This is a genomic window from Ruegeria sp. YKSD163 (assembly GCF_059612905.1).
The window spans coordinates 1-14,990 of record NZ_JBXWRM010000010.1 but is presented as its reverse complement, the minus strand read 5'-3'; the positions used below and the strand labels follow the sequence as shown (position 1 = coordinate 14,990).

Annotated in this window: 17 protein-coding genes; 10 read left to right on the top strand and 7 right to left on the bottom strand. The window is 63.8% G+C overall.

Features of this window, described 5'->3' with window-relative positions; translation table 11 throughout:
- Positions 1 to 277 precede the first annotated feature (277 nt).
- The 3 genes from AC2FNA_RS14005 (at position 278) to AC2FNA_RS13995 (ending at position 2,011) form a co-directional block, all read left to right on the top strand.
- Entirely contained in the window at positions 278 to 640 is a 363-nt protein-coding gene (locus tag AC2FNA_RS14005; RefSeq protein ID WP_234136236.1) for a HesB/IscA family protein, read from the top strand.
- A gap of 98 nt (positions 641 to 738) precedes the next feature.
- The gene (tpiA, locus tag AC2FNA_RS14000) at positions 739 to 1,494 is read left to right on the top strand and encodes a triose-phosphate isomerase (RefSeq protein WP_496827511.1); all 756 of its coding nucleotides are present in this window, start codon (positions 739 to 741) and stop codon (positions 1,492 to 1,494) included.
- A gap of 43 nt (positions 1,495 to 1,537) precedes the next feature.
- The gene (locus AC2FNA_RS13995) at positions 1,538 to 2,011 is read left to right on the top strand and encodes a GNAT family N-acetyltransferase (RefSeq protein ID WP_496827510.1); all 474 of its coding nucleotides are present in this window, start codon (positions 1,538 to 1,540) and stop codon (positions 2,009 to 2,011) included.
- Between the two features lie 90 nt (positions 2,012 to 2,101).
- On the opposite strand, the gene AC2FNA_RS13990 is transcribed toward AC2FNA_RS13995, so the two are convergent.
- The 6 genes from AC2FNA_RS13990 to AC2FNA_RS13965 form a co-directional block, all read right to left on the bottom strand.
- Complete coding sequence (locus AC2FNA_RS13990; RefSeq protein ID WP_234218386.1) at positions 2,102 to 3,499, bottom strand: TRAP transporter large permease; 1,398 nt, start codon at positions 3,497 to 3,499, stop codon at positions 2,102 to 2,104.
- Entirely contained in the window at positions 3,499 to 4,170 is a 672-nt protein-coding gene (locus tag AC2FNA_RS13985; RefSeq protein WP_234145395.1) for a TRAP transporter small permease, read from the bottom strand. Before AC2FNA_RS13985 ends, AC2FNA_RS13990 begins: the two co-directional genes overlap by 1 nt.
- A gap of 72 nt (positions 4,171 to 4,242) precedes the next feature.
- Positions 4,243 to 5,244 (bottom strand): DctP family TRAP transporter solute-binding subunit, encoded by a 1,002-nt coding sequence (locus tag AC2FNA_RS13980; protein ID WP_496827507.1) that lies wholly within the window; start codon positions 5,242 to 5,244, stop codon positions 4,243 to 4,245.
- Positions 5,245 to 5,571: 327 nt separating this feature from the next.
- A complete protein-coding gene (locus AC2FNA_RS13975) occupies positions 5,572 to 6,801 on the bottom strand; it encodes a sigma-54-dependent transcriptional regulator (RefSeq protein ID WP_496827505.1) in 1,230 nt (409 codons plus the stop codon).
- Entirely contained in the window at positions 6,798 to 8,534 is a 1,737-nt protein-coding gene (locus AC2FNA_RS13970) for a sensor histidine kinase (protein ID WP_496827503.1), read from the bottom strand. The genes AC2FNA_RS13975 and AC2FNA_RS13970 overlap by 4 nt, the downstream gene beginning before the upstream one ends.
- A 53-nt stretch (positions 8,535 to 8,587) precedes the next feature.
- Positions 8,588 to 9,049: an Lrp/AsnC family transcriptional regulator gene (locus AC2FNA_RS13965; RefSeq protein ID WP_234136228.1), complete on the bottom strand. Its 462-nt coding sequence runs from the start codon at positions 9,047 to 9,049 to the stop codon at positions 8,588 to 8,590.
- Between the two features lie 140 nt (positions 9,050 to 9,189).
- On the opposite strand from AC2FNA_RS13965, the gene cobA reads away from it, so the two are divergent.
- The 7 genes from cobA to infC all read left to right on the top strand — a co-directional run bounded on the left by cobA (position 9,190) and on the right by infC (position 14,803).
- Positions 9,190 to 9,966 (top strand): uroporphyrinogen-III C-methyltransferase, encoded by a 777-nt coding sequence (gene cobA, locus AC2FNA_RS13960; RefSeq protein ID WP_496827501.1) that lies wholly within the window; start codon positions 9,190 to 9,192, stop codon positions 9,964 to 9,966.
- Entirely contained in the window at positions 9,966 to 10,280 is a 315-nt protein-coding gene (locus AC2FNA_RS13955) for a DUF2849 domain-containing protein (RefSeq protein WP_496827499.1), read from the top strand. The genes cobA and AC2FNA_RS13955 overlap by 1 nt, the downstream gene beginning before the upstream one ends.
- 63 nt (positions 10,281 to 10,343) lie before the next feature.
- Positions 10,344 to 12,008, top strand: coding sequence for a nitrite/sulfite reductase (locus AC2FNA_RS13950; protein ID WP_496827497.1), 1,665 nt, complete (start codon positions 10,344 to 10,346; stop codon positions 12,006 to 12,008).
- Positions 11,998 to 12,759: a phosphoadenylyl-sulfate reductase gene (locus tag AC2FNA_RS13945; protein WP_496827495.1), complete on the top strand. Its 762-nt coding sequence runs from the start codon at positions 11,998 to 12,000 to the stop codon at positions 12,757 to 12,759. The genes AC2FNA_RS13950 and AC2FNA_RS13945 overlap by 11 nt, the downstream gene beginning before the upstream one ends.
- A complete protein-coding gene (locus AC2FNA_RS13940; RefSeq protein WP_011048338.1) occupies positions 12,756 to 13,163 on the top strand; it encodes a DUF934 domain-containing protein in 408 nt (135 codons plus the stop codon). Before AC2FNA_RS13945 ends, AC2FNA_RS13940 begins: the two co-directional genes overlap by 4 nt.
- Before the next feature lie 113 nt (positions 13,164 to 13,276).
- Positions 13,277 to 14,110, top strand: coding sequence for a ferredoxin--NADP reductase (locus tag AC2FNA_RS13935; protein ID WP_496827493.1), 834 nt, complete (start codon positions 13,277 to 13,279; stop codon positions 14,108 to 14,110).
- Positions 14,111 to 14,179: 69 nt separating this feature from the next.
- The gene (infC, locus tag AC2FNA_RS13930) at positions 14,180 to 14,803 is read left to right on the top strand and encodes a translation initiation factor IF-3 (RefSeq protein ID WP_234145387.1); all 624 of its coding nucleotides are present in this window, start codon (positions 14,180 to 14,182) and stop codon (positions 14,801 to 14,803) included.
- Here infC and AC2FNA_RS13925 read toward each other — a convergent pair.
- Positions 14,764 to 14,990, bottom strand: a 227-nt coding sequence (locus AC2FNA_RS13925) for a hypothetical protein (RefSeq protein WP_496827491.1), incomplete at its 5' end; no start/stop codon positions are given. The two genes, infC and AC2FNA_RS13925, sit on opposite strands and share 40 nt — an antisense overlap.

Below are 14,990 nucleotides of genomic sequence, written 5' to 3'. Positions count from 1 at the left end.
AACCGGCCCTTGTCGCAAAACCTTTACTCAATCTTCACGCTGCCTTGATCACCCTGTTACAGGCCGCACCCAGCCTTTCCGCTGACCGGGGTCCGGGTCCCATCCCCTCCCGGACGAGTCGTCACGGCCGGCCTCGGGTCCTGCCCTCCCCCCAGCGTGGGATCCACAATAGAGTGGGCCGCTCTTGCCCGAGGGCGGCCCACATTCTTTCAGCCACACTTGAGCCAAGCCCCCAAGCGCCCTAGATTAAGGGCAACGCGCGACAATGGAGACTTTCATGTTCGGCATTCCCGGCAAGCAGGCGGTGACCATGACCCCCCGAGCGGCGACCCAGATCGCCCGCCTGATGGACAAGGGCGGCCATACCGGACTGCGCATCGGCGTCAAGAAAGGCGGCTGCGCCGGCATGGAATACACCATGGATTATGTGGATCAGGCCGATCCGCATGACGAGGTGGTCGAACAGGACGGCGCCCGCATCCTGATCGCGCCCATGGCACAGATGTTCCTGTTCGGCACCGAGATCGACTACGAGGTCTCGCTGCTGGAATCCGGGTTCAAGTTCAAGAACCCCAACGTGGTCGATGCCTGCGGTTGCGGGGAGTCGATCAAGTTCGACGAAAGCCTTTCCAACCGCTGATCCGCGGCCCTCTCGCCCACCACCCGCGATTGTCACGCCCCTTCCCCGATGCTATCGGAACCCGATGACATTCTGGACGGCTATTTCGGGAGAGAGCGATGCGGCGCAAACTGGCGGCAGGAAACTGGAAGATGAACGGCACCGGCGAAGCGCTGACAGCGCTGGAGGCGATTGCCGGAGCGCATCCCGCCGCCACTGTCGATCTGCTGATCTGCCCGCCGGCCACGTTGCTCTACCGTGCCGCTCAGGCCGTCAGTGGCAGCCGGGTGCGGATCGGGGGACAGGATTGCCACACCGCCAATGCAGGCGCCCATACCGGTGACATCGGCGCGTCGATGCTGGCCGATGCCGGTGCCAGCGCCGTCATCCTCGGCCATTCCGAACGCCGCGCCGATCATGGCGAGACCGACGCTCAGGTCTGCGACAAGGCGCGCGCGGCGCTTGATGCCGGGCTGATCGCCATCATCTGCATCGGCGAGACGCTGGCCCAGCGCGAAGCGGGCCAGACGCTCGACGTGGTCTGCGCGCAACTGGCCGGGTCAGTGCCCGACGGGATCGACGGGACGCAGGTGGTGATCGCCTATGAACCGGTCTGGGCCATCGGTACAGGGCTGGTGCCGACGCTGGAGCAGATCGCCGAGGTGCACGACACGCTGCGCCAGCAGCTGATCGGGCGGTTCGGCTCGGAAACCGCCGAGGCGATCCGCCTGCTCTATGGCGGTTCGGTCAAGCCGGGCAACGCGGCCGAGATCTTTGCCGTTTCGAACGTGGATGGCGCGCTGGTCGGTGGCGCCAGCCTGACTGCCGCCGATTTCTCGCCCATCGTCAGCGCGCTGGAACAGGCGGCGGGCTGATATACAGCTTGCCCCCGGCGGGCTGCTTCGGGATCATGGCCGCATGACCTCACCAACGCTCGCGGTGCGGCAGGCATCGCCCGACGACCTGCCGCAATTGTTCGACCTCTACCGGCATCTCAACCCCGAGGATGCGCCGCCGCCCGCGCCGGATGCGGCGCGGGACATCCTGACGCGACTGAGCTGCTACGATCGCAGCGCCATCTTCGTGGGCGAGGTCGCGGATACTCTGGTCGCCTCCTGCACCCTGATCGTCATTCCCAACCTGACGCGGGGCGGCAGCCCCTATGGGCTGATCGAGAATGTGGTGACCCACGGCGATTTCAGAAAGCGTGGATTCGGCAAGGCACTGCTGGATCATGCGACGGCGGCGGCGTGGGAGGCGGGCTGCTACAAGCTCATGCTGATGACCGGTTCACGCCAGGCCGAGGTGCTGCGCTTCTATCTTGACGCGGGTTTCGAACAGTCCAAGACCGGGTTCCAGAAGCGGCGCGTAGCGCCACGCCCCGAGGGCTGAGGCGACGAACCGCACAGGCAGAGGTCCGAAAACAAAAATGCCGGGCAAGTTTCCCTGCCCGGCATGGTTTCTCGATTGGAACCGCATCCGTTACTTGATGATGATCTCTGGCCCCATCAGCGCGTTGGGCAGCACCGTCGACAGCCAGGGCACATACGTGACCAGGATCAGGAAGACGAAGAGCACAGCCAGGAAGGGAAGCGCCGCGCGCACAACGCTCATCATCGGCATCCCCGCCACACCCGAGGTCACGAAGAGGTTCAGACCCACCGGCGGCGTGATCATCCCGATTTCCATGTTCACCACCATGATGATGCCCAGATGGATCGGATCGATCCCCAGTTCGATGGCGATCGGGAACACCAGCGGCGCCACGATGACCAGCAGGCCCGAGGGCTCCATGAACTGGCCGCCGATCAGCAGGATCACGTTGACCACGATCAGGAAGGTGATCGGGCCCAGACCCGCCGACAGCATCGCGTTGGCCACATGCTGGGGCACTTGCTCGTCGGTCAGAACATGTTTCAGGATCAGCGCGTTGGCGATCACGAACATCAGCGTCACGGTCAGCTTGCCCGCCTCGAACAGGGTGTTGCGGGTGTCCTTGTGAAAGAACGCCCCCACCAGTGCCAGCGGCCGGGTCAGCAGGCTCTTGCGCACGCCGCCGTTATGCTCAGCCGCCAGCGGCCCCATGTCGCGATAGACGAAGGAGGCCACCAGGAAGGCATAGACCGAGGCCACCGCCGCCGCCTCTGTCGGCGTGAAGATGGCGCTGGTGATGCCGGGGATGCCGTAGATACCGACCATGATCACCACGATCAGCATCAGCCCCCACAAAGCGTCGCGGAAACTGTCGCCGATCTCGCCCCAGCCCGCCCAATCGCCCTTGGGCATGCCCTTGATCGTGGCCATGACATAGATCGCCACCATCAGCATGACACCGGCCAGAATGCCCGGAATGACACCGGCCAGGAACATCCGGCCCACCGAGACCTCGACCGAGGCGGCATAGACCACCATCACGATCGAGGGCGGGATCAGGATGCCCAACGTGCCCGCGTTACAGATCACGCCAGCGGCGAATTCCTTGGTATAGCCCGCCTGTTTCATCGCTGCGATGACGATGGAACCGATCGCCACCACTGTCGCCGGGGACGAACCGGAGAGGGCCGCGAACATCATGCAGGCAAACACGCCCGAGATGGCCAGACCGCCGCGCAGATGGCCGACACAGGCGATGGCGAACCGGATGATCCGCTGCGCCACCCCGCCCGTGGTCATGAAGGACGAGGCGAGGATGAAGAAGGGGATCGCCAGCAGGGTGAAATGGCCCTCGAAGGCCTGGAACAGCGTCTGCGCCACCGAGGCCAGCGAGCTGTCGGAGAAGATCAGCAGGAACAGGACCGAACTGAAGCCGAGCGCAACCGCGATGGGCACCCCGATCAGCAGGAACCCCACCACCATCACAAAGAGAAGCACCACGTCCATCAGTCATCCTTCCCCAGTTGCTCGCGAACTTCTTCCAGTTCGTCCTCGGCCTCGTGGCTGGCGATCATGCGGTCCTGGCCGCCGGTCCAGATGCTGCGGGCCACTTGCAGGAACCGCCACAGCAGCAGGCCCATGCTGAGCGGCAGCACCAGATAGGGCACCAGCCGCGGCAGTTTTTCGTATTCGTCGCCCTCGTTGAACACGGTCTCCATCCAGCCCAGGATCGCCGGGTGCGGGATGTCGTTGGTCTCGTACCAGCCCTTGGGGCGGAACTTGTCCTCGAAGCCGGTCGGAAACACGCGCCCGGTGGTCTGCGGCAGATTGGCAAAGTTCGACCAGTAGTCCCACGCGCCCTTGAGCAGCAGCAACGTGAACAGGATGCAGATGGTGACCGATATCATCGCCAACACATGGCGCCCCTTGGGCGACAGCATGTTGATGACCGCGTCGACCCCCAGATGGGCGTTCTTCTTGACGGCATAGCTTGCCCCCAGCAGCACCAGCCAGCCGAACATGAACACCGTCAGTTCGAGCGCCCAGAGAATATTGTGATTGAACACGTAGCGTGCGACCACATTGGCAAAGGTGATCACTGTCATGAAGCCCAGCAGCACGGCAATGATCGTCTCTTCAATGCGATCCACCCAGCTTTCGCTCTTGTGCGGATGCATGTCCCTCGTCCCTTGTTTTTATGAAAAAGGGCGCGGACAGCCCTGCCCGCGCCCCGTCAGGCTGTGCCTGGATTACATCGAGGCGTTGATGGATTGGGCCGCGTCGATCGCATCCTGGCCCACGTCGTCCACGAACTTGTCCCAGACGGGCTTCATGGTATCGACCCATTCCTGGCGCTGTTCGGCGCTCAACTCGCGTACCACGCCACCGGCGGCGAGGATCGCGTTGCGGGCCTCGTTGTTGACCTTGGTCGATTCCGCGTTGCGGGCATCGGTCACTTCCTTGATGATGGTCAGGAACTGGTCGCGCACGCCGGCGTCCAGGCTGTCCAGCCAATCGACCGAGGTCACCACCAGATAGTCGATGATGCCGTGGTTGGTTTCGGTGGTGCCGTCCTGCACCTCAAAGAACTTCTGGCCGTAGATGTTCGACCAGGTGTTCTCCTGCCCGTCGACAACGCCCTGCTGCAAGGCACCATAGACTTCGGAGAAGGCCATTTTCTGCGGGCTTGCGCCCATCGCTTCCATCTGTGCGACCAGCACGTCCGAGGACTGAACGCGGAACTTCAGCCCGTTGGCATCCGACGGCACCAGAAGCGGCTTGCTCGCCGACATCTGCTTCATGCCGTTATGCCAATAGGCAAGGCCCTGAAGGCCACGCTTCTGCATGCTGTCGAGCAGGGCCTGACCGGCATCCGAGGTCTGGAACGCGTCCACCGCATCCACGTTCTTGAACATGAAGGGCAGATCGAAGAGACGGAATTTCTTTGTGAACTTCTCGAATTTCGACAGCGAGGGCGCAGCCAGTTGCACATCGCCCTGCAACATCGCCTCGAGCACCTTGTCATCATTGTAGAGGGTCGAGTTCGGATAGACCTCCATGCACATGGTGCCGTTCATCTCGGCATTGACGCGCTCGGCCAGAAGCGAGGCGGCGATCCCCTTGGGGTGCTTGTCGGTATTGGTCACGTGGGCGAATTTGACCACGATTTCACCGTCGTCGCAGGCGGCCATGGCGGCGCCGGCGGTCACGGTCAGGGCCAGCGCGGTTGCGGCGGTTGTCAGGAATTTCATGTCTTTTGTCCTCCCAAAAGTCTGTCACATGTTCCTCGGACGCCAGAGGCGCCACATGCAGGCAGTGAAGCGAATCGCCTGACGCCACTCAACGGTTCTGAAGACGTTCGGATTTGATTGTATTTTTGTTTTTAATTTCAGAACTTTAAAGTGTAGATCGATTCGCTAGTCGCCGGCAGGCCGCCTCTGCTGTGCGAGTTTCCGCACAGCCGATTTCGCCCATGTGCGGATTCCCGCACAACTCTGCGAATCGCGCGTTGCCGCTCGCCTGAAGCGCAGGCCAAGAAAATTCGTCGAATTTTCTTGGCGCCCGCCGCATCCGTAACGCTAGCGACGATAGGCCTCGGGCTTGATGCTGTAGCGGGCCAGCTTGTCGTAAAATGTCTTGCGCGGCAGTTTCAGCGCCTGCGCCGCCTCGGCGGCTCGGCCGTTGTGACGCCCCAGCGCGGCGATCAAGAGGGTGCGCTCCACCCTTGCCATCTGTTCGGCCAGCCCCAGTTCCGTGGCCTCGCTCACCTCTTCGGGCATGCCCAGCACAAATCGCATCGCTGCCGACATCAGCGAGCGCGCATTGCCCGGCCAATCCTGCGCCATAAGGGCAGCGAGGTGGTCCGGCGAGACAGCGGGTGGCGCGATACCCGCCTGCTCTGCCGCCTGCATCACGTAATGGCGAAAGATCACCGGGATATCCTCGGGCCGCTCGGCCAGCGCCGGAATGCGCACCTGCATCCCCTCCAGTCGGTAGAAAAGTTCGGCGCTGAAGCTGCCCTTTTCCACTAGAGCGGCCAGGTCGGCGGTGCTGCCCGCCAGCAAACGGGCACCCCCGGCCTGTTCCATCTCTTCCAGCAGCGCATATTGCGCCGCCTGCGACAGGGCCGAGATCTCGTCCAGGAACAGCGAGCCTTGCCCGGTCTCGGTACAGAGCCGGGACAGCTCGGCCGCGTCCAGCCCGGCCGCGGCCCGTTTGACAAAACCGCCCTGCGCGCGCGGCGACATCAGGTGAATCACCTCGGCCACCTTGGAAATGCCGCTGCCCGCCGGACCGGTCACCAGCACCTCGGCACCGGTTGGGGCGACGCTGCGCACCCGCTCGCGCAGCGCCTCGGCCCGGGCCGAGCTGCCGAACAGCATCCGTGCCGCCGGATCGCCCCGATCGAGCTGCCGTTTCAGCGCCCGTGTCTCGAGCACCTGCACGCGCGCCGCCATGGCGCGCGCGATCACTGCCAGCAGGTCGGCAGCGGCACAGGGTTTTTCCAAGAAATCAAAGGCACCATCCCCCATGGCGCGGACCGCCATGGGAATGTCGCCCTCTCCGGTCAGCAGGATCACCGGCAAGTCCGGGTCGATATCCTGAGCATAGGACAACAGGTGGAACCCGTCGCGCCCCGGCATACGGATATCGGACACGATCACGCCCTGGAAGCCGGCAGTGATGTGATCCTTGGCCGCTACGAAGGATCCTGCCGTCTGCACCGCGTAATCGGCCAGTTCCAGCGTCTGCCCCAGCGCCTCGCGCACCGCCGCGTCGTCATCGACCAGCAGGACCTTGTCGATCATGCCGCCGCCTCCTCTTGCCAGGGGTCGAGTTCGACCGTGAATTCGGCGCCGCTGCGGGTGTTGCTGCCCCGGATATTGCCGCCAAAGCTTTGCACCAGCCCGTAAGAGATCGACAGGCCCAGCCCCATCCCCTCGGAACTGCCGACCGCCTTGGTGGAATAGAAGGGTTCGAACACCTTTTCAGGTTCCTTCAGACCCGGACCGCAATCCTGCACCCGAACCAGCAGGCGGGGGCCGTTCTCGATCGCGATGCGGATATGACGCGTCTCCTGATCCATCATCGCGTCGACCGCATTGTTGATCAGGTTGACAAAGACCTGGGTCAGCCGCACCTCGCCGCCGCGCGCCAGCACCGGGCCGACCGTGCCCGGGTTCCAGTCGAGTGTCACGGCGTGTTCGCGCAGCCGCGCCTCGGTCAGTTCCACCGCAGCCTCGATCACCTGCACCAGATCCACACGGCTCACCGGCTCGCTCTCGTTACGGGCAAAGGCGCGCAGGTTCTTGATGATCCGCGCCATCCGCGCCGCCATGTCCGAGATACGACCAAGATTCTCGGTCGCCTTGCCGGTATTGCCCCGCGCCAGAAAGGCGGTGCCGTTATCGGCGAATTGCCGGATCGCCATCAGCGGCTGGTTCAATTCGTGGCTGATGCCCGCCGACATCTGGCCAAGGGCGCTCAACTTGCCCGCCTGCACCAGTTCGGCCTGGGCACGCTTCAGCGCTGCCTCGGCCTCTTGCCGTTCGGCCACCTCGCGGCGCAGCGCGCTGTTGGCGGCGGTCAGGGCCCGTGTGCGCTGGGCCACCCGGCTTTCCAACACCTTGTTGGCGTCAGCCAGGGTACGACGGCGTTCTGTCGCCAGATAGAGCATGGCACCGAAAGCAAGGCAGATCGCCGCCACCGCCGCAGCCTGCAACCCGGCGATACGACGGGCGGGCGCCACGTCGACCAGCACCTCGCCGGTCATGCCGATCACCGGCAGCGGCCGCGTCATGTGAAGCGCCCGCGCGGGCAGGTACGGCCCCCAGTCGAGCTGCCAGATCTCGTATCCCCCCACCCGATGCGCCGAAAAAGGCAAGGACGGCCCCTTTGCCGGTACCAGGCCGGGCTGACCGGCAGGCCGCCTCCACCACAGCAACTCGCTGCGGTTCGAGATGAAGACCTGGCCCGAGACATCGGTGAAGAAGACCGCCGGAGTGTTGCCGCGCCAATCCCATTCCAGATGCGCGATATCCACGGCAACGACCAGGGCGCCGCGCACCTTTCCATCAGTGCCGAACGCTGGAGCGGCATAATATATCGCGCGCAGATCCAGCGGGTGCTGAACGCCATGCGCGCTACCAAGCGCGCCATGCAGCGCGCGCCGGAAATACCCGGTCTCGGATATGTCGCTGAACAGCGTTCCGCGCGCAGATGCCAGTACGCGACCTCGGGTATCGGCATAGAGGATTTCCAGCGCCGAGGTCTTGTCTGCCACATCAAGAAACAGCGACTGTGCCTGCTGGCGCCCCGTCTCGGCGCCCAGATTGCCCAGAGCCGGATGATCCGCCAGCAGAACGGCGGTTTCCTGGTAACGCTGCAATTGCGCGGTCAACCGGTCGCTCGCCAGTTCAAGATCTGCCTCGGCCCGCTGCGCAAGCTGCCCCAATGCCTGACGATAGCCATAGCTCCAGACGCCGGTGGCCAGAACAGCCACCGCCGCCAGAAAGCCCGAGATGACCCACCAACGCCGCATATCCTAGGGTCTTGCACCCAAGCGCGGCCAAGGCAAGAGGGCAACGCGCCCTGTCACAGCGGCAGGACGGTGGTCGATTTGATCTCTTCCATAGACAAGAGCGCGGTCACATTATGCACCCGCACCTCGGAGATCAGCGCCTGATAGAAGGCATCATAGGCGCGGGCATTCTTGACCCGCACCTTGAGGATATAGTCGATATCGCCCGCCAGCCGGTGCGCCTCCTGCACCTCGGGGCGGTCCTGAAGCGCCTTGAGGAACTGTTTCTGCCAGTCCGCCTCGTGTTCAGAGGTGCGGATGAGGACAAAGAAGCAGGCCTCGAACCCCAGCGCCTCGGGGTCGAGGATCACCGTCTGCTGACCGATCACCCCCGCCCCCTTGAGCTTGCGTATCCGATTCCAGACCGGGGTCTTGGAACTGCCGACCCGGCTGGCGATCTCGTCCAGCGACTGGCTGGCATCGCGTTGCAGCTCGACCAGAATTTTCCGGTCCGTTTCGTCAATGCGCACTGACATTCTGGTTTTTCCTCAAAATCCGAACCCGCGTCCCTTACCGCCACCAAGATGGAACGAATGTCCTTATTTGGCGCGGCATATGGAGCTTGATAGGGAATATTTCCTATATTGAGAGGCAAGTCAAACAGGAGACAAGCCGCATGACAGCCCCGCGCATATACCCGGGACCCGGACATGTCGATTTTGTCGGCGCAGGTCCCGGCGATCCCGATCTGCTGACGGTTGCCGCACTCAAGGCGTTTGCGGCGGCGGATGTGGTGCTGCATGACCGGCTGATCAGCGATGCGGTGCTGGCACTGGCGGGTGAAACCGCTGAGCTGGTCGATGTGGGCAAAGCCGGGTTCGGCCCCTCGTGGAAACAGGGCGATATCGACGCGCTGCTGGTGGATCATGCCAGCCGCGGCGCCCGGGTGGTGCGGCTGAAGTCGGGCGATCCGACCGTGTTCGGACGCCTGGATGAAGAGATCGACGCGGTCTCGGCCGCCGGGATCAGCTGGCGCATCGTGCCGGGCATCACCGCCGCCTCGGCGGCGGTGGCGGGCATTGGGCAAAGCCTGACCCGGCGCGGGCGCAACAGCGCGGTGCGCTTTCTGACCGGCCATGACATGCAAGGCTTTGCCGATCACGACTGGACGGCGCTGGCCCGCCCCGGCGCGGTGGCCGCGATCTACATGGGCAAGAAATCGGCCCGCTTTGTACAGGGCCGGCTGATCATGCACGGCGCCGACCGCGCGACACCGGTGACGCTGGTGGAAAACGCCTCGCGCCCGGACCAGCGGGTACTGGCCACCACGCTCGACCGCCTGCCCGCCGATCTGGCCGCCGCCGAGATGGACGGCCCCGCCCTTACCTTTCTGGGCCTGGCCCCGCGCGACGCGGCGGCCGCCCTCAGCACGATCAACAAGGAGCTTGCCTGATGGCCCGCGCATTCACCCCCAAGGTTGTCACCGCCAATGACCTGCTCGACGGCGACGTGATCTATCAGACCGCCGACGACCGCTGGTCGCGCCTGCTGTCCGAGGCCGAGTTGATCACCGACGAGGCGCATGCGCAGCTGCGGCTGCTGGACGCGTCACGCCAGGCCGCCCGCGTCGTGGGCGCCTATCTGGCCGATGCCCGTCCTGGCCCGAACGGCCCCGAGCCCGTACATTTTCGAGAGGATTTCCGCAGGACCGGCCCGTCCAACTATGCCCATGGCAAGCAGGAAACCTCTCCGCAGCCCCGGGCCTGAGCCACAGGCCCTTCCCCCCTCAAAAGGCCCCGGCTCCGGGGCTGCACCCAAGGACAGCCAGACATGTATCGCTATTCCGAATTCGACACCGCCTTTCTTGCCGAGCGCAACGCCCAGTTCCGCGCCCAGGTGGAACGCCGCATCGACGGCTCGCTGACCGAAGACGAGTTCAAGCCGCTGCGCCTGATGAACGGGCTCTACCTGCAACTGCACGCCTATATGCTGCGGGTGGCGATCCCCTATGGCACGCTGAACGCGGCCCAGATGCGGCAGCTGGCCCTGTTGGCCGAGAAATGGGACAAGGGGTACGGCCATTTCACCACCCGCCAGAACATCCAGTACAACTGGCCCAAGCTGCGCGACGTGCCCGACATGCTGGACGCGCTGGCCGAGGTCGGGCTGCATGCGATCCAGACCAGCGGCAACACCATTCGCAATGTGACGGCCGACCATTTCGCCGGCGCCGCCGCCGATGAGGTCGCCGACCCCCGCCCCTATGCGGAACTGCTGCGGCAATGGTCGACCGACCACCCCGAATTCCAGTTCATGCCGCGCAAATTCAAGATCGCCATCACCGGATCCGAGAATGACCGGGCGGTGATCAAGGCGCATGACATCGGCCTGCAATTGGTTGAGCGCGACGGCGTGCTGGGCGCCCGCGTGATCGTCGGCGGCGGCCTGGGCCGCACGCCGATGATCGGGCAGGAGTTGAGCCCCTTTGTCGCCTTTGACGACCTGCTCGCCTATCTCGAAGCTACGGTCTCGGTCTGGAACCAGATCGGGCGGCGCGACAACAAGTACAAGGCGCGCATCAAGATCACCGTCTTCGAACACGGGATCGAGGCGATCCGGGCCAAGGTGAACGAAAGGTTCATCCAGGTGCGCGGCCAGTTCAAGGGCGCCGACATGGCGCTGCTGGACGAGATCAAGGGGCATTTCGCGCCGCCATCCTGGCGGACGTCCTCGCTGGCGCCGTTTGACGCGGCCTATGCCAAGGATCCGGTGTTCCGGTCCTGGGTCGATACCAACATCGCCGCGCACAAGCGGGACGATCATGCCATTGTCACCATCTCGCTCAAGGCGCATGGCGCCACGCCGGGCGATGCCAGCGCCGAACAGATGCGGGTAATGGCCGATCTGGCCGAGCGCTTTGGCTATGACGAGCTGCGCATCAGCCACGAGCAGAACGTGATCCTGCCGCATGTGCACAAATCCGACCTGCCCGCGATCCATGCCAAGCTGGCCGCAAGCGGGCTGGGCACCGCCAATATCGGCCTGATCAGCGATATCATCGCCTGCCCCGGCATGGATTACTGCGCGCTGGCCACCGCCCGCTCGATCCCCGTGGCCCAGGAAATCGCCACCCGCTTCGAAGAGCTGAAGCTGGAGCATGAGATCGGCGCGCTCAAGATCAAGATCTCGGGCTGCATCAACGCCTGCGGCCATCACCATGTGGGCCATATCGGCATCCTCGGTCTCGACCGGGCGGGCGTCGAGAACTACCAGATCACCCTTGGCGGCGACGCCACCGAAACCGCCGCCATCGGCGAGCGGACCGGCCCCGGCTTTGCCTATGACCAGATCGTTCCCGCCATCGAGCGGATCGTGGAAACCTATCTGGATCAAAGGCTTGACCGCGAGGAGAGCTTTATCGACACCTATCGCCGGGTTGGCATGGCGCCGTTCAAGGCGGCGCTGTATCCCGAGGCCCGCGCCGATGCCGCTTGACGAGATCCAGACGGAACTGGGCCGCGACCGGAGCGTACTGACGCAGAAGGTCGCGGCGCTCAATGCCCGTTACAAGCATCACAGCGCCACCGATGTCATGCATGGGGCGCTGCGCGAGGCGGGCAATATCGCGCTGGTGTCGAGCTTTGGCGCGGAATCGGTGGTGTTGTTGCACATGGCGGCGGTGATCGACCGCCAGGTGCCGGTGCTGTTCATCGACACCCAGATGTTGTTCGCGGAAACCCTTGTTTATCAACAGGAAGTCAGCGAACGACTGGGGCTGCGCAACGTCCAGGTGATCCGTGCCGCCGAGGATGACGTTGCCCGCGACGACCCTTATGGCGCGCTGCGCCTGCGCGACACCGATGCCTGCTGCACCCTGCGCAAGACGATCCCGCTGCAACGGGCATTGTCGGGCTATGACGGCTGGATCACAGGGCGCAAGCGGTTCCAGGCCGGCACCCGCGCCGCGCTCGACTTCTTCGAGGTCGAGGACGGCACCGGCCGGATCAAGGTCAACCCGCTGGCCCATTGGGCCCCCGAGGACGTGCGCGCCTATATGGAGGAAAACCGCCTGCCCCGGCATCCGCTGGTGGCACAGGGATACCCCTCGATCGGCTGCGCGCCCTGCACCTCGCCGGTGGCGCCCGGAGAGGACCCGCGCGCCGGACGCTGGCGCAACCAGAACAAGGAAGAATGCGGCATCCATTTCGTCGATGGCAAGATGGTGCGCAACGGAGACAAGACATGACTGTGATCGTGACCGACCAGGGCTTTCAGCCCGAAGACTGGACCGACGGTTTCGTCGCCCTAGGCGATGTGGCCAATGACGTGGTGGCGCTGGACGTGCCCGCCGATGCCGACCCCGACACATTGGCCACGCGGCTGGACCGGGTGCGGATGGTGCGGGTGGATTTCCCCTCTTTCGCCGATGGGCGCGGCTTTACCATCGCACGCACCCTGCGCCTGCATGGCTATACCGGGCGGCTGCGGGCCAAGGGCCATGTGCTGGCCGATCAATATGCCATGGCGCGCCGCGCCGGGTTCGACGAGGTCGAGATCGACGCAGCCCTTGCCGACCGCCAACCCGAGGCCCAATGGCTGGCCCGGGCCGACTGGCAGGCGCATGACTATCAGGCCCGTCTGCGCGGCTGACCTGACGTCCAAATTCATTAGTACACTAATGAAAAGGGGAGACATTCCCCTTTTCATGATGTATGTCAAAGACTAGAGAGAGGCGCCGGCTTACCGCACCGGTGACATGAACCATGACCGAGATGAGACCCGTGACCGAAGCCGCCGCCATCAAGGCCCCCACCCTGCCCGACGCTCAGACTGTGACGCAAGTGAAACACTGGACCGACCGGCTGTTCTCGTTCCGCGTGACCCGGCCCGCCAGCCTGCGGTTCCGCTCGGGCGAGTTCGTGATGATCGGCCTCTTGGGCGACAACGGCAAACCGCTTCTGCGCGCCTATTCCATCGCCTCGCCCGCCTGGGACGAAGAGTTGGAGTTCTACTCGATCAAAGTGCAGGACGGCCCGCTGACCTCGAAGCTTCAGCATATCCAGCCCGGCGACGAGATCATTCTGCGGCCCAAGCCGGTGGGCACGCTGGTGCATGACGCGCTGTTGCCCGGCAAGCGCATCTGGTTCTTTGCCACCGGCACCGGCTTTGCCCCCTTTGCCTCGCTTCTGCGCGAGCCGCAAACCTATGAGGATTACGACGAGGTCATCATCACCCATACCTGCCGCGAGGTGGCCGAGCTGGAATATGGCCGCCAGCTGATCGAGGAGGTCCGTCATGACGAGATCTTGGCCGAATTGATGGGCGAGGGCTTTGCCGACAAGATCCGCTATTACCCCACCACCACCCGCGAAGAGAGCCCGCGCATGGGCCGCATCACCGAGTTGCTGAAAGACGGCACCGTGTTCGCCGACCTGGGCATTGAAGGTGGGATCAAGCCGGAAACCGACCGCGCCATGGTCTGCGGCAGCCTGGCCTTCAACCATGACATCAAGGCCATTCTCGAAGAGTTCGGCCTGACCGAGGGCGCCAATTCCGACCCGCGCGAATTCGTGATCGAAAAGGCCTTTGTCGGCTGAACCGCCGCCCCGGGTGCAATATGTGAACCCGAACGGCACATATGCCCTTTTTTACCGGTCCGCCCGCCAATGCCGCTTGAAACGCGGGGCGGGCCGGTTTACTTTCCGGCACCGAATTTCTGGCAACAACAAAGGAATATTCCCATAGCCCGCAGACCTCACAACGCGCCGCCGCAACGCGACACCGGCCCGCGCGTCAATGACAAGATCCGTGCACCCGAAATCCGCCTGATCGGCGCAGATGGTGAAAATGTCGGTGTCGTGCATCCCGCCAAGGCCATGGCCATGGCAGAGGAAGCCGGGCTGGATCTGGTCGAGATTTCTCCCAATGCCACGCCCCCGGTCTGCAAGATCATGGACTATGGCAAATACAAGTACGAACAGCAGAAACGCGAAAGCGAAGCGCGCAAGAAGCAGAAGATCATCGAGGTCAAAGAGGTCAAGTTCCGTCCCAACACGGACACCCATGACTATGACGTAAAGATGCGCAACGTGTTCAAGTTTCTGGAGAACGGCGACAAGGTAAAGGTCACGCTGCGGTTCCGCGGGCGCGAGATGGCGCACCAGAACCTGGGTCGCGAATTGCTGGAACGGGTGGCCGAGGACGTCAAGGAAGTGGGCAAGATCGAAAACATGCCCAAGATGGAAGGCCGTCAGATGATCATGATGATCGGCCCGCTGCCCCAGAAATAGGCCTGTGAACGGGTGAAGAAACCTCTGCCCCGCCGCATCCCGGCGGGGTTTTTCGTTGTCGCTCGAGCTGAGACTGGAGCCCCCAAAATCTCTGATGAGATTTTGTTAACAGAGTTTGCTTTGGCAAACTCTGAGATGTTGCTCTGTGAGCAGAGGTCCGCGCGCGGCCAGGCGCGCGCGGGTGTTG